Source organism: Streptomyces sp. NPDC020362 (assembly GCF_040642095.1).
Lineage (GTDB): Bacteria > Actinomycetota > Actinomycetes > Streptomycetales > Streptomycetaceae > Streptomyces.
The window spans coordinates 38,537-56,647 of sequence record NZ_JBFAET010000025.1; the positions used below are offsets into that span (position 1 = coordinate 38,537).

Consider the following 18,111-nt stretch of genomic DNA (forward strand, 5'->3'; position numbering starts at 1 on the left):
CGCGCTAGCTCCCTGTACTTCGATACGAACGAAGCCCCGCCCGCCACGCCAGCCCGGCCAGCGCACAGCACCCCACCGCCACCAGCGGCGAGGCGAACGCGACCCAGCCCGGCAGGCCCAGCGGATACGGCCGCCCCAGCACATAGGCCGCGGGCACCCAGTTCACGAAGGCCAGCGGCAGCACGAACGTCACCCCGCGCACCAGCTCCTTCGCGAACACCGTCGGCGGATACTGCAACAGCGTCGTCCCGCCGTACGTGAACGCGTTCTGCACCTCCGAGGCGTCCTGCGCGAGGAACTGGAACGCAGCCCCCGCCACGAACACCGCGCAGAAGATCCCGAACCCGCTCACCACCATCACCGGCATCAGCAGCAGCTTCGCCGCCGTCCAGTCGATCTCCACCCGGGTCAGCGACCAGCCCAGCACCAGCAGCCCCTGCGTCACCCGGCCCAGCCGCCTCAGCGCGAACCGGTCCGCCGCCACCTGCGCCAGCACCGGCACCGGCCGCACCAGCAACGTGTCCAGCGTTCCGTCCCGCACCCGCTGCCCCAGCCGCTCCATCGACCCGATCACCAGATCGGCCAGCCCGAACGACGCGGCCGACAGCCCGTACAGGAACGCCGTCTCGGGCAGCGAATAGCCACCCAGCGCATCCACCCGCGAGAACATCAGCATGATCGCGACGAAATCGAAGAAGGTCGCCGCGAAGTTCCCGAACGTGGTCATCACGAACGACGCCCGGTAGGCCATCGTCGACCGCACCCACATCCCGGCGATCATCCGGTACGCCCGCACACCCGCCACCAGCCGGCTGTCCTCACCCACCCTGGACCACCACCCGCCGCGTCGCCACCGACTGCACCAGCCGGCCCGCACCCAGCAGCGCCACCGCCCACGCCCCCTGGAACAGATACGTCCCCAGCGGATCCCCCTGCCCCAGCAGAATGTCCGCCGGCGCCTGCAGCAGCGACGACCACGGCAGCGCCCGCACGACCTCCCCGAGCGCCCCCGGGAACACATTCAGCGGCAGCAGCATCCCGCTGCAGAAATACCCCGCCAACCACGCCATCTGCCCCACACCCGTCCCGTCCAGCAGCCAGAACGCGCTCAGCGCCACCAGGAAGCGGATCCCGAAGCCGACCACCATCGCCAGCACCACCGCGACCAGGAACGCCACCCAGGTGCCCGCGTCCGTGGGCAGATAGACCGGGAAACACAGCGCACCGAAGACGAACGGAATCACCCCCCGCCCCAGCAGCTGGAAGAACGCCCGGCCCAGATCGGCGGCCAGCCACCACAACTGAAGATCGGCAGGCCGGTACAGGTCGATCGCCACATCCCCCGTACGGATGCGTTCCATCAACTCGTTCTCGACGCCTCCGCCGCCGATCGCGAGCGTCGACAAGAACGCCTGCCCCAGCCACACATACGTCACGACCTGCGCCTGGTCGTACCCCCCGAGGTGCGGCTTCACGTCCCACAACGCGCGATACGTGTATACGAGAATCAGCCCGAAGACCGTGTTCGTGAACACCCCTGCCGCAGTCGCCGCCCGATACGTCGCGTACCGTCTGAATCCCCCCGCCGCGACGGCCCCGTACAACCGTCCCGCGCCCACGCCAGTCAACCTCCCTGGACTGCTCGACACCGAAGCGCAGGAGCCTAGTCCGGAGGCCCGGCAGCCGGCCACGCATTATCCGTGCCGGAACCGTGCCGGAAATCCGGGAACGGAACGCCAGGTGCGAGAGTCTTCAAACAGGGGGCGCAGAAGGCGTACGAGGCGTACGGGAACGTACGACGCGAAACAGGAGTCCGTGCACGACATGAGCGACGAGCCGCAGCCGCAGCAGAACGAGGGCGGCGCGCCGAAGAAGCCGCTGCCGGCCGAAGGACCCGGGGAACAGGGGGGCCGCGCCGCAGAGGGGGGTGCCCGCACCCGGGGCCGCGAGAACCCGCCCCCCGGGCCGGACACCCGACCCGGCGGGACTCCCGAGCAGGCCACCCGTAAGAGGCCGGGCCAGACCCGGGGCCAGGGCCGCGCGCCCGAGGCCCGGGAGGGCCAGAGCCGGGACGGTCGGACCACGGACGGTCGGACCCGGGACGGTCAGGACCAGGAGGGTCCGGCCGCCCGGCCGGCTCCGGCTGCCCAGGGGCAGCCGGGCACGGCGGCCCGGGCGGACAAGGCCTCCGCGGACACGCCCTCCGCGGACAAGGACCCTGCGGACCAGACGCTTGCGGGCTCCGGCTCGGTGCAGGCGGCGCGAGCACGCCGCGCAGCGCTCGCCGCCCAGGCGAGCCGCGCGGGGCGCACCGGCGCGGACAACCGCACGGACGAGGGCTCCCCGGCGGCCAAGGCACCTGAAGGCTCCCAGCGCCCCGCGACCCCTGCGCCCCGGCGACCCGAGAAGCCCCAGGACTCCGGGACCCCGCAGCGGTCGGCCGGGTCCGAGGCGTCCGGGAAGCCCCAGGGCTCGGTCGGCCCTCAGCGGTCCGGCAGCTCCGATGCCTCCGGGAACACGCAGGGCTCGGCGGCTGTTCAGCGGTCGGCCGGGTCCGAGGGATCCGGGAAGCCCCAGGGCTCGGTCGGCCCTCAGCGGTCCGGCGGGTCCCAGGCGTCCGAGAAGCCCCGGGGAGCCGTCGGGCCCCAGCGGTCCGGGGAGACCCAGGGCGCCGCGAAGCCGCACGAGTCCCAGCAGCCGAACCCGGCCGAGAGCACCCAGGTCCTCCGCCGTATCAAGCCCGCCGCGGCAGCGGCCTCCGCGGCCCAGGCCGCAGGCACCGGCAAGGCGGCCGCCGCTCCGCAGGCGTCCAAGGACACCCCTGCACCACCCGAGACCACCCAGGTCCTCCGCCGCGTGAAAGCCTCCGGCCAGACCGGCCAGACCGGCCAGACCGGCCAGACCGGCCAGACCCAGCCGTCCCAGCCCGGCAAGGCGGGCGGCGCCGCCCGCGGTGGCCAGGCCGCCGCCATGGCGAGCGGAGCGGCCCAGGCCGGTGCCGCAGGCGCCGCGGCCAAGGCCGCCCAGGCGGGCACCGCGGCCGGCGCGGCACCCGCCCAGGCGGGCACCGCGGCCGGCGCGGCAAAGGCCGCCGCCACGGCCGGCGCCGCGGCCACGCCCACCCGCACCCCCGGCACCACCTCCACCAACCGCGCTTCCGGCGCTCCCGGCACCACCTCCACCCCCCGCACCCCCGCAACCGGCCCCGCCGACGAAACCGCCGCCCTCGCGGCCTCCGGCGGCGACGGCGGCGGAAGCAACGGCGGCAACGGTGGCAACGGCGGCAAGAAGCCCAAGCGGCCCAAGCGCACCGGATGGCGACGGATCATCCCCACCTGGCGCATGGTGCTCGGCACCTTCGTGATCGGTGTCCTGCTGATCGTCGGCCTCTTCTTCCTCGGCTACTCCCTCGTGAAGATCCCGCCGGCCAACGCCCTCGCCACCCTGCAGGGCAACGTCTACCTCTACGCCGACGGCTCCCAACTCGCCCGAGACGGCCAGATCAACCGCGAGAACGTCACCCTCGCCCAGATCTCCAAGGACGCCCAGCACGCCGTCCTGGCCGCCGAGGACCGCGACTTCTACACCGAGTCCGCCATCGACCCCAAGGCCATGATCCGTGCCGGCTGGAACACCGCCACCGGCAAGGGCAAGCAGTCCGGCTCCACCATCACCCAGCAGTACGTCAAGAACTACTACCTGGCCCAGGAACAGACCGTCACCCGCAAGGCCAAGGAATTCTTCATCTCGATCAAGCTGGACCAGAACAAGACGAAGGACCAGATCCTCGAGGGTTACCTCAACACCAGCTACTTCGGCCGCAACGCCTACGGCATCCAGGCCGCGGCCCAGGCCTACTACGGCAGGGACGCCACCGACCTCGACCCCGCCCGCGCCGCCTACCTCGCCGCCCTCGTGAACGCGCCGAGCGAGTACGACGTCGTAGCCCACCCCGAGAACAAGTCCGCGGCCGTCGCCCGCTGGAACTACGTCCTGGACGGCATGGTCACGAAGGGCTGGCTCAGCGAGGCCAAGCGCACCGGCATGAAGTTCCCCATGCCGAAGCAGCAGACCGTCTCCACCGGCCTGTCCGGCCAGCGCGGCTACCTCGTCGAGGCGGTCAAGCACTACCTGATCACCAACAACATCATCGACCCCGACCAGCTCGCCGCCGGCGGCTACCGGATCACCACGACCTTCCAGAAGGACAAGCAGAACGCCTTCGTCAAGGCCGTGAACGACCAGCTGATGTCCAAGCTGGACAAGAAGAACAACAAGGTCGACAAGAGCGTCCGCGCCGGCGGAGCCTCCGTCGACCCCAAGACCGGCAAGGTCGTCGCCATGTACGGCGGCATCGACTACGTGAAGCAGTACACCAACGGCGCCACCCGCGGTGACTTCCAGGTCGGCTCCACCTTCAAGCCGTTCGTGTTCACCTCCGCGGTCCAGAACGGCTCGGCCACCCAGGACGGCCAGACCATCAGCCCCAACACCTACTACGACGGCACCAACAAGCGCCCCGTACAGGGCTGGAGCGGCGGCGGCTACGCCCCCGAGAACGAGGACTCCAAGTCCTACGGCGACATCACGGTCCGCAAGGCCACCGACCTGTCGGTCAACACCGTCTACGCCCAGATGGCCGTCGACGTCGGCCCCGCCAAGGTCAAGCAGACCGCCGTCGACCTCGGCGTCCCCTCCGACACCAAGGACCTCCAGCCCTACCCGTCCATCGCCCTCGGTACCGCCACCGCCAGCGTCCTCGACATGGCCGAGGCGTACGCCACCCTCGCCAACCACGGCAAGCACGGCACGTACTCGATGGTCGAGAAGATCACCAAGGACAACACCGAAGAGGTCAGGCTGCCCGACCGGGCGGTCAAGCAGGCCGTCAGCCGCGAGGCCGCCGACACCACCACCTCCGTCCTGCAGAGCGTGGTCGACAGCGGCACCGCCACCGCGGCCCAGCAGGCCGGCCGTCCCGCCGCCGGCAAGACCGGCACCGCCGAGGAGGACACCGCAGCCTGGTTCGCGGGCTACACCCCCGACCTCGCCACCGTCGTCTCCGTCATGGGCCAGGACCCCGTCACCGCCGGCCACAAATCGCTCTACGGCGCGATGGGCCTGCCCCGCATCAACGGCGGCGGCGCACCCACCGAGATCTGGGCCCAGTTCACCCGCAACGCGCTCAAGGGCAAGCCGGTCAGCGACTTCGACCTCGAGCTCCAGCAGGGCGCCGACGTCCAGGCACCCGCCTCGCAGGCCCCGTCCACCCCCGGTACCACCGGCAACCAGGACAACGGCGGCACGACCAGCACCCCGTCACAGGGCGGCACCCCGACCAGTGGCACGACCGACGGCGGCAACACCACCGGCACCCCCACCGACGGCGGCACGACCAACGGCGGCCCGACGACGGACGGTGGTACCACCACCACCACCGACGGCGGCGGCACCACCACCGGAGGCGACACCACGGGCGGCAACACCACCGGCGGTGACCCGACCACCGGCGGCGGCACACCCGGAGGCGCCGACGGCGGCGGCACGACCACGGACGGCGGCACCGACGTCGGCACCACGGACGGCGGCATCACAGCAGGCCAACCACAATGACCGGCCGGCGGCCGGCGGCCCTCAGTGGCCGCTGGTCGCCTTCAGCCCCACCACGGCGACCAGCAGCAGACAGACGAAGAAAACCCGGGCGGTGGTGACCGGCTCACCCAGCACCACCATGCCGAGCACCGCCGCCCCGGCCGCCCCGATCCCCACCCACACGCCGTACGCCGTACCGATCGGCAGGGACCTGGCCGCATACGACAGCAACACCATGCTCGCGACGATCCCGGCACCCGTGAACACACTGGGCACGAGCCGGGTGAACCCATCGGTGTACTTCATCCCGATCGACCAGCCCACTTCCAGCAGACCGGCCACGACCAGCAACACCCAGGCCACGACAAACACCTCCGAGACGAACGGACGACTTCCTGGCGGTGCGTCGTCTTTGCCTGCATCCCGGTACGGCGCGTCTCGTCGGGCTCCTCCGAACATAGCAAAGAAATGACAAAAGGGGGCCGGTGGCAACAGTCACCGGCCCCCTTCGGCCATCGAATCACAGGTAGAGACCGGTAGAGTCTTCCGTCCCCTCGAACCGGTCCGCGGCCACCGCGTGCAGATCACGCTCCCGCATGAGCACATACGCCACGCCCCGCACCTCGACCTCGGCCCGGTCCTCCGGATCGAACAGGACACGGTCGCCCGGCTCCACCGTCCGCACGTTCTGCCCGACCGCGACCACCTCGGCCCAGGCCAGCCGCCGCCCGACCGCCGCAGTCGCGGGAATCAGGATGCCGCCGCCCGACCGACGCTCGCCCTCACCCGTCTCCTGCTTGACCAGTACCCGGTCATGCAGCATCCGGATGGGCAGCTTGTCGTGCTGAGGGCTGCTCTGCTCACTTCTCTTGGCGCTCACGCCACGAACCTACCTGCCTCGTACCGGCCCGTACGACCCCGGGCCGCAGCTCGTCCCACCGGCCCGTCGGCCCGCGTCAGCCCTTACGGCGCCGCGAACCCACGGCAAGCAGCCCCACGATCCCGACCGCCACCAGCGCAACCGGCACGATCCGCTCCAGACGCGGCGCGCCCTCCTCGTCCACGAACTGCGCCCGCACCTCACTCACCACCCGGTTGACCTGGACGTAAGCCCGCCCCACCGTGTGATCGATATTGGCGACGACCTTGGCCTTCGCATCCCCGACGATCGTCTTCGGATGCACCCGCACCCCGATCTCGTCGAGCGTCTCGGCCAGCACTTCACGGCGGCGCTTGATGTCCGCCTCGATCTGCGCCGGGGTTCTGGTGTCCGACGTGTCCGCCACCGTACGGCCTCCGAAGTCTCCTGATGCTGTCCCGGACAGTCTGTCAGCTCCATGCCCCACCGCACCGCAACGCCCCCCGTTACGCTGGACCGATGAGCGAGCGACTCCAGCCCGGCGACGTGGCCCCCGCCTTCACCCTCCCCGACGCCGACGGCAACGAGGTGTCCTTGTCGGACCGCAAGGGCCGCAAGGTCATCGTCTACTTCTACCCCGCGGCCCTGACCCCCGGCTGCACCAAGCAGGCCTGCGACTTCACGGACAACCTGTCCCTCCTGGCCGACGCCGGCTACGACGTCATCGGCATCTCCCCCGACAAGCCGGAGAAGCTGGCCAAGTTCCGCGACCAGGAGTCCCTGAAGGTCACCCTCCTCGCCGACCCCGACAAGAAGGTCCTCGACGCCTACGGCGCCTTCGGCGAGAAGAAGAACTACGGCAAGACGTACATGGGCGTCATCCGCTCCACGGTGATCGTCGACGAACAGGGCAAGGTCGAACGGGCCCTCTACAACGTCCGCGCCACCGGCCACGTAGCCAAGATCATCAAAGACCTGGGGATCTGACTCTCCGAAAACCCCTTTGAGCTGCTCGGCGGCCCGCCCCGGAACCCTCCGACGCGGGCCGCCGGCCGTTTCGCATTCCGTGCGTGACTGTCCGATGGACAGGCTCGGCGTATCCCGAGCGACCGGCTCAAGCGGGCGATGACCGCCGAGGGCGTCCCGGAGCGCTGCGCTCCTTGCGGCGCGGAGGCCATCCGGCGAGGCAATCCGCTCCCGCTGGAGGTCGACCACATCAACGGGGACCGGAGCGACGACCGGCGGGAAAACCTGCGGTTGTTGTGTCCCAACTGCCACGCGATCACCAGTACGTGGTGCAGGGGTGGGCGTCGCGCGCATCCCCGGTAGCATGGGCGGTCACGCGGCCGTTGCTGAATGGTATAAGCAGAGGTTTTAGGTGCCTCGGGGCATTTGCCCATGTGGGTTCGACTCCCATCGGCCGCACACGCAGAGGGGCCGTCGCAATGTACGGCCCCTTCCGCGTCTCAGCCCAACAACTCCCGCACGACCGGCACCAGCGCCCGGAACGCCTTCCCGCGGTGGCTGATCGCGTTCTTCTGTTCGGGGCTCAGCTCGGCGCACGTCCGCTTCTCGCCGTCCGGCTGGAGGATCGGGTCGTAGCCGAAGCCGTTCGTGCCGGACGGGGCGTGCCGCAGGACGCCCCGCAGCTGTCCCTCGACCACCCGTTCCGTGCCGTCCGGGAGTGCGAGCGCCGCCGCGCAGGCGAAGTGGGCGCCGCGGTGTTCCTCCGCGATGTCGGAGAGCTGGGCCAGGAGGAGGTCCAGGTTGGCCTTGTCGTCGCCGTGGCGGCCTGCCCAGCGGGCGGAGAAGATGCCCGGGGCGCCGTTCAGGACGTCGACGCAGAGGCCGGAGTCGTCGGCGACTGCGGGGAGGCCGGTGGCCCGGGCGAGGGCGTGGGCCTTGAGGAGGGCGTTCTCCGCGAAGGTGACGCCGGTTTCCTTGACGTCGGGAATCTCGGGGAAGGCGTCCGCGCCGACGAGTTCGTGGGGGAGTCCGGCTTCGGCGAGGATGGCCCTCAGCTCGGTGATCTTTCCGGCGTTGCGGGTGGCGAGGATCAAGCGGGTCATGGGGGCCAGTATCCCCGGCGGGTTCGGCCCCCGGGTGTCCTGGTCCTCATGCCTTTCCGGCCGCCGCTGCCGTCAGCGGGCGGGGACGAAGGTGGTGATGGGCCGGCCGGTGACGGACTGCGCCGTGCTCATGGGCTCCCTTCCTCGTCGAGGACGGGAGCCGAGTGCCCGTGCGGGATGGATTCAGGCGCCGAGGGCCTGGGTGACGACGTAGATCAGCAGGCCGGCCAGGGAGCCGACGACGGTGCCGTTGATGCGGATGAACTGCAGGTCGCGGCCGATGTGCGCCTCGATCTTGCGGGTGGTGTGCTCGGCGTCCCAGCCGGCCACGGTGTCGGTGATGAGGGAGGTGATTTCCTTGCGGTAGGTGGTCACGATGTGCACGGCCACGCCTTCGACCCAGCTGTCGACCTTTTCCTGCACTTTCGGTTCGCTCGCCATCCGTGCGCCGAGGGAGAGGAGGGCGGCTCGTACGCGCAGCCTGAGTTCGCTGCGGTCGTCGTCGGCCGCGGCGACGATCATGGATCGTACGGCTGTCCAGGCGGACGCGATCAGGTCCTGCACTTCTCCGCGGCCGAGTACCTCGCCCTTGAGGCGTTCGACGCGGGTGCGGGTGTCGGTGTCGGACTGGAGGTCGGAGGCGAAGTCGGTGAGGAAGCGGTCGAGGGCGCCGCGTGCGGGGTGGGAGGGCATGTCGCGCATCTCGGCGGCGAAGCGCAGGAGTTCCTTGTAGACGCGTTCGCCGACCTTCTTGTCGACGAAGCGGGGGGTCCAGCCGGGTGCGCCGCCTTCGACGGCGACCATCACGTCGTCCCGGTGGAGTACCAGCCAGTCGTGTGCGCGGGTCACGACCAGGTCGACGACTCGTCTGTGTCCGCCGTCGGCGACGATTTTCTCCAGCATCTTGCCGATGCCGGGTGCGATCTCCTGTGTGTTGGCGCGGCGGGTGATCGCTTCTGTGACGACCGCCTGTACGTCGGTGTCGCGCAGTACGGTCAGGGCGCCTCTGAGTGCGGTGGCGAGTTCTGCGGTGACGCGGTCGGCGTGTTCGGGTTCGGCGAGCCAGGTGCCGAGGCGGCTGCCGATGCCGACGGCGCGCAGTCGTTGGCGTACGACGTCCTGGGAGAGGAAGTTCTCGCCGACGAATTCGCCGAGTGAGATGCCGAGCTGGTCTTTTTTGGTCGGGATGATGGCGGTGTGGGGGATGGGCAGGCCGAGGGGGTGCCGGAAGAGGGCGGTGACCGCGAACCAGTCGGCGAGTGCGCCGACCATGCCGGCTTCGGCGGCGGCGGCCACGTATCCCGTCCAGGCGCCTGCACCGGCGTTCGAGCCCCATTTGGCCAGTATGTAGACGACGGCCACGAAGAGCAGCAGTCCGGTTGCCGTGAGTTTCATGCGGCGTACCCCGCGCCGGCGTTCTTCGTCGGCCGGGGTGAACGCGGTCATGGTCCGGTACGACGTCGTCCTGTTCGGTGTTTCGGTCTCCGTGCGTTCCATCAGCTCCACCCGTTCGGTGATCCCGCACACAATTGTCCCTTCCTGACCGACTCCCGGAACGGGACAGGAGTTCCCGGCGTCTGTGTGGACGGGGGTTTGGGCAGGGCCCTGTCAGGTCGGCGGAGCCCATGACGCATCATGAACTCACCTGATCGGAGCCTCGGGCTCCCAATTCCCGAGGAGAACGACAAAAGCGTGACCGAGCGTCATGACGGGGGTGCGGGGTCCGCTGCGGAGCAGCCCTCGCCCGTGGCCCCCGCGAAGCACCGTGCGGTACTGAGTGCGCTGGTTGCGCTGGTCTTGGTGTTGTCCGCGGTCATCTACGTGACGGTCGCGGCCGACGACGGAAGTGCGCGTACGGCGGCCGGTGGTGACCGGCCGCACCGGGAGTCGTCCGTGGCTCCGGCGTCGACGGGTGCCTGGGTCGGTGCGTGGTCCACGGCGCCGGTGGGCGGTGAGCCGGGCACCGAGGCGAGCGGGATGGCCGGCCGTTCGGTGCGCAATGTCGTGCATGCGAGCACGGGCGGTACGAGTGCCCGGATCACGCTGTCGAATCTCTACGGTCAGTCCCCGCTGACCATCACGCATGCGTCCTTGGCGCTGTCGACGGGCGACGGCACGGCCGCAGCCGACGCAGAAACGATGCGGCGCCTCACGTTCAACGGCAGCACCGGCGTGGTCATACCGGCCGGCGGGCAGGTGCTCAGCGACGCCGTGCGCCTGACCATCGCGCACCAGTCGGACGTCCTGGTCACCACGTATTCGCCCACCCCGTCCGGACCGGTCACCTACCACCCGCACGCCCGTCAGGTCTCGTACGTCGCCCAGGGCGACCGCACGGAGGACGCGACCGGCACGCCCTACACCGAACAGACCCCGTACTGGCGCTATCTGACGGCCCTGGACGTGCTGAGCAACGAGGCCAACGGCACCGTGGTCGTCTTCGGCGACTCCATCACCGACGGCATCACCTCCACCGTGGGCGCCGACCACCGCTGGACCGACGTCCTCGCGGGCCGTCTGCGCGCGGCCGTCGAGAGCGGTGAGCGCCTGCCGCGCTACGGCGTCGTCAACGAGGGCATCAGCGGCAACCAGGTCCTTGCCGACGGCCTCGGCCGCCCTGCCGAGAACCAGAGCGGGCTGGGCCGCTTCGGCCGGGACGTGCTCTCCCGGACCGACGTCAAGGTCGTCGTCATCGACCTCGGCATCAACGACATCCTGCGCAACCCGAAGCTCGCCGACCCGAACCGGATCGCGGACGGTCTGCGCACCCTGGTCCGCCAGGCCCACGCCCGCGGCCTGAAGGTCGTCGGCGCCACCCTCATGCCGTTCAAGGGCCACCGCGGCTGGACTCCGGCCCGGGACGTGGTGCGCCGGCAGGTGAACGCGCAGATCCGGGCCGGGCGGGTGTTCGACGCGGTGGTGGACTTCGACAAGGCCCTCAAGGACCCGTACGACCCGAGCCGTCTGCGTCCCGACTTCGACTCCGGCGACCATCTGCACCCCAGCGACCTGGGCTTCGCCAGGATGGGCGAGGTCTTCGACCTGGGCGCCCTGAAGGGTGCGGGGCAGGCGGAGCTGTAGGGCGCGGGTCAGGCCGGTCTGTCGGGCGCTTGGGGCGGGGAAGCCGGCGGGCGCGTGGGCGGGAGAGCAGCAGGGGCCGCCGTCATTCCGAGGAAGGCCGGGGTACCGGCAACAGAAGCTCAGGCTCCGGTCGTCGACCCCGGCCGCACGATCATCAGGATCGTCACCGCCGCCCACAGCAGGTTGAACACCCCGGTGGTCATGGCCAGTCGTACGGTCTTCTCGCGTGTGCCGCCGCCCTCCACGAGCGCGGTCTGGGCCGGCAGCACCAGCGCGGCGAGCACGAGGGCGGCCACCGCCGTGAGCGCGATGGACACGATCAGCCAGGCGCTGCCGAGCACGCCCATGCTGCTCGCGGTGGCGAACCCGAAGACCGGGACGACGACGCCGGCGACGGCGTAGACCTGGCAGATCCGGTGCAGCAGCCGGAGGGTCTCGGCGGCCCGGGTGTCGTCCGGTGCGGCCAGGGCCCGGCGGGCTGCGGGCGGGAACATGCTGGCGGCGACGGTGACGGGTCCGACGGCGACGATCGCGGCGAGGACGTGGACGGCGAGGAGGAACTTGGTCACGGGGGGACGCTAGGGGAGCGGCGGATCCGGGAGAAGTGGCGTGATTGCCAGCATGCAACGGAATTCCGCCAGATGCCCGCCAGCCTGTTTCTCGCGGGTATCAAGGGAGCCAGGTCATCCGGACCGGGGTTGGCGAGAGTCCGTCGTGGGTCTAGGTTCCTGCCATGCACACCGTGGCCGTCCTGGCGCTGGACCAGGTGATCCCGTTCGACCTCTCCGTCCCGATCGACACCTTCGGCTGGGCCCGGCTGCCGGACGGCCGGCCCGCCTACCGGGTACGGGTCTGCGCCCCGGCCGGCGAGGTGAGCGCGGGCGCCGGCGTCTTCGGGGTGCGGGCGCCGTACGGCCTGGAGGCACTCGCGGAAGCGGACACGATCATCCTGCCGGGGGTCGCCGACCCGGCCGCGGCGCTGCCGCCGGGCGTCGCGGAGGCGGTGTGCGCGGCGGCGGCGAACGGCACGCGCATCGCGTCGATCTGCGTGGGCGCGTTCGTCTTCGCGGCGACCGGCCTGCTGGACGGCCGGCGGGCGACGACCCACTGGTGCGCCGCCGCGGAACTCGCCGCGAGGCACCCGAGGATCACCGTCGACCCGAACGTCCTCTACGTCGACAACGGCCAGTTCCTGACCTCGGCGGGCGCCGCCGCGGCCATGGACATGTGCCTGCACATGATCCGCAAGGACCACGGCTCGGCGGTCGCCGCACACGCGGCCCGGATGTCCGTGATGCCGCTGGAACGCGAGGGCGGGCAGGCCCAGTTCATCGTCCACGACCTGCCCCCGGCGCCCTCGGGCGCCACTCTGGAGCCCCTCCTGGCCTGGCTGGAGGACCACTGCGACCGCGACCTCACCCTGGACGAGATCGCTGCACAAGCCCGCATGAGCAGCCGTACCCTCAACCGCCGCTTCCGCGAACAGACCGGCACGACGCCGCTGCAGTGGCTGCACCGGGCGCGGGTGCGGCGGGCGCAGTACCTGCTGGAGACGACGCCGTACCCGGTGGAACGGATCGCGGCCCAGGCGGGCTTCGGCTCCCCGACGGCCTTCAGGGAACGCTTCCGCCGGGTGGTGGGGACGAGCCCGCAGGCGTACCGGCGGTCGTTCCGGTCGGCGGGGGAGCCGACGTCGACGCCCGGCTGAGGCGAGGCCGTCGCCTCGGCCGACGCGATGCTGTCGCGTCGGCTGATTTGGTGCGTCGGCTGATGTGGTGCGTCAGTTGATGTGATGCGTCAGTTGACGTGACGCGTCGGCTGGCGCGATGCCGTTGTCTCGGCTGACGGGAGGCTGTCGCCTCGGCCGACTCAGGCCCGTCGGCCCAGTCAGGTCCGTCGGCCGAGTCAGGCCGGTCGGGCGACTCAGGTCCGTCGGCCGAGTCAGGCCCGTCGGTCGGCGACGGCCCAGGAGGCCAGGGCCACGGCGCCGGCGACGCCGAAGACGGACGGCCAGGCGCCGACCTTCTTCGCCAGCGGGTGCGACCCGGCGAACGCGGCGACGTACGCGGCGGTCAGCGCCCCGGCGGCCTTCCCGCCCGCCTGCTTGCGCCACTGCTGGGCGGCGGCGGCCCCCGCGACGGCCAGGACGGCCCCGCCGAGCTGCCGCTTCTTGGTCCAGCGGGCAACGCCGTACCCACCGACGAGCCCGGTCGCGGCGACCACTGCGCTGGGAACCCTGGCCATGAGTGCCTCCGTATGCCTGTGTCTGCTCTGTCTGTTCTGTCTGTACTGTTCTTCTGCCTGCGCCGAGGCTAACTCGCAGGCGGACGGGCGTCACAAAGTTGAGTCGAGAAGTGTCAACTTCTTCTCCTTCTCACACACGCTCGAGCGCCCGATGGGGCCCGTCCGGCAACTCCACGGCAATGGAATCCCCGGGCCGCACAACACCCCCCACCCGCACGACCCCCATGACACCGGTCCGGTACACGACGCGCCCGTCCTCACCCCGCCCCACGACCTCCTTCAGCAGCCCGCGCCGGAAGGCGTCGATCTGGGCGCAGGGATTGCGCAGCCCGGTCACCTCGACGACGGCCTCGTCCCCGATCCGCAACAGGGCGCCGGTGGGCAGCCCCAGCAGATCGATCCCGCGGGTGGTGATGTTCTCGCCGAGTTCCCCGGCTCCCACCCGAAACCCGTTCTCCCCGACCTGCTCGAAGAGTTCCTCGTGGATGAGGTGCACCTGCCGCAGATTGGGTCGAGTCGGATCCTGGGCAACCCGGAACCGATGTTTGACGGTCACTCCCGCATGCACGTCCCCCTCGACCCCGAGCCCGGCGAGCAGCGTGATGCTCTCCCGGTTCGGCTTGGTGAAGGAGTACTCCCCGTTACTGCTCACAGCCGTGACGGTCCCACCCATGCGCTGACCCCCGCTTCCGCTCCGCGCTCCAAGATCGGCGGAGAGCCTAACCCGCCGGTCACACCCGCCAGGGCCCGCACTCCGACACCTGCCTCCCCCCATGCAAAGATCACGCCGTGAACGACATACGCCTCCACCTCCGGCCCGCCGAGGACGCCGACCTCGCTTCTCTCGTTCATCTGCGCGACGCCGCCGCCCGCTGGATACTCGCGCAGGGCATCACCGGCCAGTGGGAGCCGGGCGAGCTGGACGAGGACCACTTCCGCCGGGTCATGCACAGGGGAGAGGTCTGGCTCGCGGAGGCCGACGGCCGTCTGGCCGGGGCCTGGGAGCTGTGGTGGCAGGACGAGGACGCCTGGGGACCGCAGCCGCCGGTGGCCGGTTATGTCCACCGCCTCATGGTGAACCGCGACGGCGCCCCGCCCGGAACGGGCCGCCTGCTCCTGCGAGCCGCGGAGCGCCGTGTGGCCGCGGCGGGCCGGACGCTGGTACGCCTGGACTGCCTGGCCGGCAACGCGCGCCTGAACGAGTACTACCTGAACGCCGGCTACAGGATCGCCGGCCACACACCGGCCAAGCCGCAGCCGGGCGGCACACCCAAGTCGTTCACGCTCCTGGAGAAGGCTGTACGGGCCGAGAACGAGTAGCTTCGACACCTCGGACCCCAGGAACCGTCCCCGACCAGACCGGCGGTGAAGCCCCGTGAACGACCGCGACCCACAGCCCGGTCAGGACCTGGACGACGACGGCTCACACCTGGACGACGATGGCCCGCACCTGAACGACGACGGTCCGGACGTGGATTTCGGTCGTGCCCTGGCGGTCGCGACCGACCTGGCCGCCTGGGCGTCGGAGGCGATCCGCCGCCCGCACCGCGGCGAGGTACGGGAGAAGGTGAGCCCGGCGGACATCGTCACGCGGACGGACGAGACGATCGAGGCGCACGTCCGCTCGGTCCTGCGGGAGGCATTCCCGTCCCACGGCATCGAGGGTGAGGAGTACGGCACCGACGAGCCGCCGACCCCGAACGCCCCGTACTGGGTGGTGGACCCGGTGGACGGCACCACGAACTACGCCCACGGCATCGGCTGGTGCTCCTTCTCCCTGGGCCTGGCGGCCCCCGACGGCACACCTCTGCTCGGCCTGGTGGCCGACCCCTGGCGGGGAGAGACCTTCACCGCGATCCGAGGAAGGGGCGCCCACCTGAACGGCACCCCGATCCGGGCGGCCACCCACACCACCCTCACGGGTCACGTCTTCCTGACGGAATGGGCAGCCCACGCCCACTGGCCGGGCCTGGACCCTCTCTTGGCGGCCCTGTCGCAACGCCACTGCACGACACGGGTGATGGGCTCGACGGCACTCTCCCTCGCCCAGGTGGCCGCAGGTCGAGCCACCGCCGCGGCCATCGGCGAATTCCACGCGGTGGACGGCCTCCCGGCATTCCTGATCGCGACGGAGGCCGGAGCGGTGTCCCTGCCTCGATTCCCGTCGTACGACGAGCCGTTGCTACTGGCGGCGCCGGGGGTGGCGGAGGAAATGACGGAACTGTGGCGCACGATCCAGCCCGGAGAGGCATAGTCGCCGCCATCGGCGAGTGGCTGCGACCCGCTCTTGTGTCAGGCCATGACGTGGGAAACGACTACTGGGGCCGTCGGCACGGATGGACGACCGAACATGCACAGGACTTCACGCGGCCGGGTCGCGTCCTGCCGGCGCCGCAATCATCCAGGGTTGCGTCAGGACGCACCACCATCTCGCCCCTTTCCGAGCGGTGGCTAGACTGGGCCATGAACTCGAACTCCATGCATTCTGAAACGAGTTGGGCCCGGCGGCGCACGGCAGCTCTGGCTTCCTTGCTGACTGTGGCGGCCCTCGCATGGATTGCGGTCGCACTGAGCGTGCACACGACCGGTTCGACCGCACAGGACCCTGACAGTGTGACCAATGCTGATCTGGCCCGGCTGGGCGCTGCTGTGATGGCCGGCATCGCGGCGGTGGCTGCCGGACTGTGGTGGCGCCACTGGGCGATCGTACGTCTGCCGGCCAACGGCGGAGGTTGGGCGCGAGGGGCGTTTGCTGTCTCCGCCGTCCATTCGATGTTCGTCGTACCAGTGATCGCGTTGGCCTCCTGGCACTGGAGTGCCCCTGTGATCGCGTTCACGTGCGCGGTGCTCGCCGCCGGTGTGCGGGAGGCCGCCGGGGGGACTGAGCCAGCCGGCGGTAGGACGGACTCACCGATCCCGATGCCTGGCTGACGATGGCTCTACGGCGTGGCCGGCTCACGGTGAGAAGTCGGTTCAGTAAGGACGCCGGAAAAGGGGGCTCGTCGCTCGCGTCGTGACCTCAGGCGCGCACGGGCATTCACCACAACGAAACCCGCATTCGCGCGTGCGATCACCAGGGCACTCGGCGAGGCACGAAGCCCTGCGGGCAAGTCATCTCAATGGGTGAGTCACCGAAGCAGATGACGCTACAAGCGGTGCCGGCGACGGCCCGGAGGTGGCCGGCTTTGCGCTCGTAGCGTCGGTGGAGGCGTCGGCGTCCGGCGAGCCTGCCGCCCCGGTGCCGCCTTGTTCCGGAGCCCCGCCGGCTCGAAGCGGGTTCAGTGGATCGGGCCGGCGGTGTCCGTGTCAGGCCGCTGTCAGCCGGTCGGCAGGTAGTCGTAGCACTTCTGGTGGTACAGGTCGTCCCGCAGAAGCTCGTACATGTACTGACCGGTTACGGGTCCAACGACGCCGTCCGCCCTGATCCCGTGGTGCTCCTGGAACTCGATCACCCCGTCCTGCGTTTTGGGGCCCCAGGCACCGTCGACGGTCACACGGTCACTCACGGTTCCCATGCCGGCCTCCTTGATGGCCAGCTGTACACACCTCACGCCCTGGCCGGTGGCTCCGTAGCGCAGGTTGGGCACACCCGGCTTCGCCTGAGCCGTTCCGCCCACGGTGACGACGGCGGCGAACGCCACGGCAATCGCCGCAGTCGCGTTCGCACATCGCTTCAGAGTTCGGTTCATTCAATCCACCCGTTTCGACGGGGGTGTGAACGCAGGCGTTGTTGTCACTGCCCTCACCACCCCCGGTAGTAGTGATCACAAGTCGCCGGCCCGGCCCAGGGACGATGCAGCCCGCATGCGGGCACTCCCGCAAGGTCCCGGCGGTGGCCATGCCGAACGCACGCCGTCCCGGTTGCCCCTCTGCAACCGGCCGACCGGTTCAGCGGGTTGGTGGGAAGCCTCGAACGGCCTTCCGCCTCACCGCGAACGTTGTTGATCTTGACGCATAGAACATACCGCCTTGCAGGGGGGCGCGCGTCCCGGGCCTCACGGAGTCGATCGCGCAGCTGGACCAGTGCAGCTCGCCGCGGGTGCCGAGTTCATCGAGTACCGGACGGCGGAGTTTCCCTCAGACCCGAGCCTTCGCCCACTCGGCGATGCGGCGATGGGCCGCCGCTCCGACGGCCCGAACGGCACCGAGAGCAGCTGCTGCCAACTGCAGCCCGACGTGGCTACGCACACGATCGCGGCCAGCGCTTCCCGGTCGCCGTGTCGGCGTCGGACACCTCCTTGCGGGCGGGTCGGTCTCTCTGGCATC

General features: G+C 70.5%; 17 protein-coding genes, 1 tRNA gene, 2 pseudogenes and 1 riboswitch. Of the genes and pseudogenes, 8 read left to right on the plus strand and 12 right to left on the minus strand.

Annotation, left to right across the window (positions count from 1 at the left end):
- Positions 1–4 precede the first annotated feature (4 nt).
- Together AB0H32_RS13155 and AB0H32_RS13160 are read right to left on the minus strand one after the other, a co-directional pair.
- Positions 5–781, minus strand: coding sequence for an ABC transporter permease (locus AB0H32_RS13155; protein WP_361118870.1), 777 nt, complete (start codon positions 779–781; stop codon positions 5–7).
- 37 nt (positions 782–818) lie between these two features.
- A complete protein-coding gene (locus tag AB0H32_RS13160) occupies positions 819–1,619 on the minus strand; it encodes an ABC-2 family transporter protein (RefSeq protein ID WP_361118802.1) in 801 nt (266 codons plus the stop codon).
- Between the two features lie 1,351 nt (positions 1,620–2,970).
- Here AB0H32_RS13160 and AB0H32_RS13165 point away from each other — a divergent pair.
- The gene (locus tag AB0H32_RS13165; protein WP_361118872.1) at positions 2,971–5,613 is read left to right on the plus strand and encodes a transglycosylase domain-containing protein; all 2,643 of its coding nucleotides are present in this window, start codon (positions 2,971–2,973) and stop codon (positions 5,611–5,613) included.
- A gap of 21 nt (positions 5,614–5,634) precedes the next feature.
- On the opposite strand, the gene AB0H32_RS13170 is transcribed toward AB0H32_RS13165, so the two are convergent.
- From AB0H32_RS13170 to AB0H32_RS13180, 3 genes are all read right to left on the minus strand, one after another.
- Positions 5,635–5,955 carry an SMR family transporter gene (locus AB0H32_RS13170; protein WP_361118805.1) on the minus strand — a complete coding sequence of 107 codons (321 nt, stop codon included), beginning with the start codon at positions 5,953–5,955 and terminating at the stop codon, positions 5,635–5,637.
- Positions 5,956–5,992: 37 nt separating this feature from the next.
- A riboswitch (guanidine-III (ykkC-III) riboswitch) is annotated at positions 5,993–6,064 on the minus strand.
- Between the two features lie 48 nt (positions 6,065–6,112).
- Entirely contained in the window at positions 6,113–6,472 is a 360-nt protein-coding gene (locus tag AB0H32_RS13175) for a co-chaperone GroES (RefSeq protein WP_361118808.1), read from the minus strand.
- Positions 6,473–6,548: 76 nt separating this feature from the next.
- A complete protein-coding gene (locus AB0H32_RS13180; protein ID WP_361118811.1) occupies positions 6,549–6,878 on the minus strand; it encodes a DUF3618 domain-containing protein in 330 nt (109 codons plus the stop codon).
- A 92-nt stretch (positions 6,879–6,970) separates the two neighbouring features.
- Here AB0H32_RS13180 and bcp point away from each other — a divergent pair, with 92 nt between their 5' ends.
- The 3 genes and pseudogenes from bcp to AB0H32_RS13195 all read left to right on the plus strand — a co-directional run bounded on the left by bcp (position 6,971) and on the right by AB0H32_RS13195 (position 7,876).
- Positions 6,971–7,438, plus strand: coding sequence for a thioredoxin-dependent thiol peroxidase (gene bcp, locus AB0H32_RS13185; protein ID WP_361118813.1), 468 nt, complete (start codon positions 6,971–6,973; stop codon positions 7,436–7,438).
- A gap of 126 nt (positions 7,439–7,564) precedes the next feature.
- Positions 7,565–7,780, plus strand: a pseudogene (locus AB0H32_RS13190) (HNH endonuclease); the annotation flags it as partial.
- Between the two features lie 13 nt (positions 7,781–7,793).
- Positions 7,794–7,876, plus strand: a tRNA-Leu gene (locus tag AB0H32_RS13195).
- A gap of 41 nt (positions 7,877–7,917) precedes the next feature.
- Here AB0H32_RS13195 and rdgB read toward each other — a convergent pair.
- Both rdgB and AB0H32_RS13205 read right to left on the minus strand, forming a co-directional pair.
- Complete coding sequence (gene rdgB, locus AB0H32_RS13200; RefSeq protein ID WP_361118815.1) at positions 7,918–8,520, minus strand: RdgB/HAM1 family non-canonical purine NTP pyrophosphatase; 603 nt, start codon at positions 8,518–8,520, stop codon at positions 7,918–7,920.
- A gap of 183 nt (positions 8,521–8,703) precedes the next feature.
- The gene (locus AB0H32_RS13205; protein WP_361118817.1) at positions 8,704–10,017 is read right to left on the minus strand and encodes a DUF445 domain-containing protein; all 1,314 of its coding nucleotides are present in this window, start codon (positions 10,015–10,017) and stop codon (positions 8,704–8,706) included.
- 249 nt (positions 10,018–10,266) lie between these two features.
- On the opposite strand from AB0H32_RS13205, the gene AB0H32_RS13210 reads away from it, so the two are divergent.
- Positions 10,267–11,601 carry an SGNH/GDSL hydrolase family protein gene (locus tag AB0H32_RS13210; RefSeq protein WP_361118874.1) on the plus strand — a complete coding sequence of 445 codons (1,335 nt, stop codon included), beginning with the start codon at positions 10,267–10,269 and terminating at the stop codon, positions 11,599–11,601.
- A 119-nt stretch (positions 11,602–11,720) separates the two neighbouring features.
- Here AB0H32_RS13210 and AB0H32_RS13215 read toward each other — a convergent pair whose 3' ends face one another.
- A complete protein-coding gene (locus tag AB0H32_RS13215) occupies positions 11,721–12,170 on the minus strand; it encodes a hypothetical protein (RefSeq protein ID WP_361118819.1) in 450 nt (149 codons plus the stop codon).
- A gap of 164 nt (positions 12,171–12,334) precedes the next feature.
- Here AB0H32_RS13215 and AB0H32_RS13220 point away from each other — a divergent pair, with 164 nt between their 5' ends.
- Entirely contained in the window at positions 12,335–13,309 is a 975-nt protein-coding gene (locus AB0H32_RS13220) for a helix-turn-helix domain-containing protein (RefSeq protein ID WP_361118821.1), read from the plus strand.
- Between the two features lie 233 nt (positions 13,310–13,542).
- Here AB0H32_RS13220 and AB0H32_RS13225 read toward each other — a convergent pair whose 3' ends face one another.
- The gene (locus AB0H32_RS13225; RefSeq protein WP_361118823.1) at positions 13,543–13,845 is read right to left on the minus strand and encodes a hypothetical protein; all 303 of its coding nucleotides are present in this window, start codon (positions 13,843–13,845) and stop codon (positions 13,543–13,545) included.
- A 130-nt stretch (positions 13,846–13,975) separates the two neighbouring features.
- Entirely contained in the window at positions 13,976–14,518 is a 543-nt protein-coding gene (locus AB0H32_RS13230; RefSeq protein WP_361118825.1) for an MOSC domain-containing protein, read from the minus strand.
- Positions 14,519–14,634: 116 nt separating this feature from the next.
- Between AB0H32_RS13230 and AB0H32_RS13235 the strand changes: the two genes are divergently transcribed.
- A complete protein-coding gene (locus AB0H32_RS13235; RefSeq protein ID WP_361118827.1) occupies positions 14,635–15,165 on the plus strand; it encodes a GNAT family N-acetyltransferase in 531 nt (176 codons plus the stop codon).
- 130 nt (positions 15,166–15,295) lie between these two features.
- Positions 15,296–16,099: an inositol monophosphatase gene (locus AB0H32_RS13240; RefSeq protein WP_361118876.1), complete on the plus strand. Its 804-nt coding sequence runs from the start codon at positions 15,296–15,298 to the stop codon at positions 16,097–16,099.
- A gap of 1,063 nt (positions 16,100–17,162) precedes the next feature.
- Here AB0H32_RS13240 and AB0H32_RS13245 read toward each other — a convergent pair.
- Together AB0H32_RS13245 and AB0H32_RS13250 are read right to left on the minus strand one after the other, a co-directional pair.
- Positions 17,163–17,534 (minus strand): peptidoglycan-binding domain-containing protein, encoded by a 372-nt coding sequence (locus AB0H32_RS13245; protein WP_361118829.1) that lies wholly within the window; start codon positions 17,532–17,534, stop codon positions 17,163–17,165.
- A gap of 307 nt (positions 17,535–17,841) precedes the next feature.
- A pseudogene (locus tag AB0H32_RS13250) lies at positions 17,842–18,110 on the minus strand (transposase); the annotation flags it as partial.
- Between the last annotated feature and the right edge of the window lies 1 nt (position 18,111).